The organism is Frankia nepalensis (assembly GCF_016786325.1).
Taxonomy (GTDB): domain Bacteria; phylum Actinomycetota; class Actinomycetes; order Frankiales; family Frankiaceae; genus Pseudofrankia; species Pseudofrankia nepalensis.
In genome coordinates this window covers 1-1,131 of the sequence record NZ_JADWYU010000010.1, presented here as the reverse complement: position 1 = coordinate 1,131, position 1,131 = coordinate 1, and the positions used below count along the sequence as shown (strand labels likewise).

Here is a 1,131-nt window from a genome sequence, read left to right as displayed (position 1 = left end):
TAGTGTCTTGAGTCGTTAATTCGTTGGCAGTAGGCGGCGAGGGTTTCGAGGATCTCGTCGGCGCTCTTCGTCCAGATGAACGGCTTGGGGTCCTTGTTCCAGGCGTTGATCCATCTGCGGATGTCGGCCTCGAGTTCGACGACGGAGCGGTGGGTGGAACGTCGGATCTTGCGGGTGGTGAGTTCGGCGAACCAGCGTTCGACGAGGTTCATCCAGGAGGACGAGGTGGGGGTGAAGTGCAGGTGGAACCGCGGGTGTCGCAGCAGCCAGTTCTTCACGGCCGGGGTCTTGTGGGTGGCGTAGTTGTCGAGGATCAGGTGCAGGTCGTAGCCGGCGGGGACCGAGACGTCGATCAGTTTGAGGAAGCGGAGGAACTCCTGGTGGCGGTGGCGCCGGTAGTGCTGGGCGATCACCGCGCCGGACGTCGGGTCCATGGCGGCGAACAGGCTGGTCGTGCCGTGCCGCACGTAGTCGTGGGTCATCCGCGCCGGGGTGCCCGGCATCAGCGGCAGCACCGGGGCGGTGCGGTCCAGCGCCTGGATCTGCGACTTCTCGTCGACGCAGAGAACGATGGCTTTCTCCGGCGGGTCGAGGTAGACCCCGACGATGTCGCGGACCTTCTCCACGAACTGGGGATCGGTGGAGAGCTTCCACGTCTCGACGAGATGCGGTTTGAGGCCGAACGCGCGCCACATCCGCGACACCGTCGACTGCGACAGGCCGCTGGTCCTTGCCATCGAGCGGGTCGACCACTGGGTGTCGCCGTTCGGCGGGGTCTCCTCCAGCGTCTTCGTGATCACCTCGTGGACCTTCACGTCGGACACCGTGCGCGGCCGACCCGGCCGCGGTTCGTCCGACAGCCCCTCCAACCGGTCGACCGCGAACCGGTTCCGCCACGTCGCCACCGTGTTCCGACTGACCCCCAGCTCGGCCGCGACCTGCGCGTTCGTCGCGCCGCCCGCACAGGCCAGCACGATCCTGGAGCGCTGCGCCAACGCCTGCGACGTCTTACGACGCCGCACCCAGCCCTCCAACACCTCCCGCTCCTCGACGGAAAGCTCGATCGGCACGGCACTCGGACCAGGCATAACCCCAGTCTACGATCAGCCCAAAAACTTCAGACTCGGAACA

Annotated in this window: 1 protein-coding gene; it reads right to left on the bottom strand. The window is 66.2% G+C overall.

Annotated elements, in window-relative coordinates; genetic code table 11:
• The coding region (locus I6A81_RS00065; protein WP_203008558.1) for an IS630 family transposase at positions 1-1,088 on the bottom strand (1,088 nt) is incomplete at its 3' end.
• Positions 1,089-1,131: the final 43 nt, after the last annotated feature.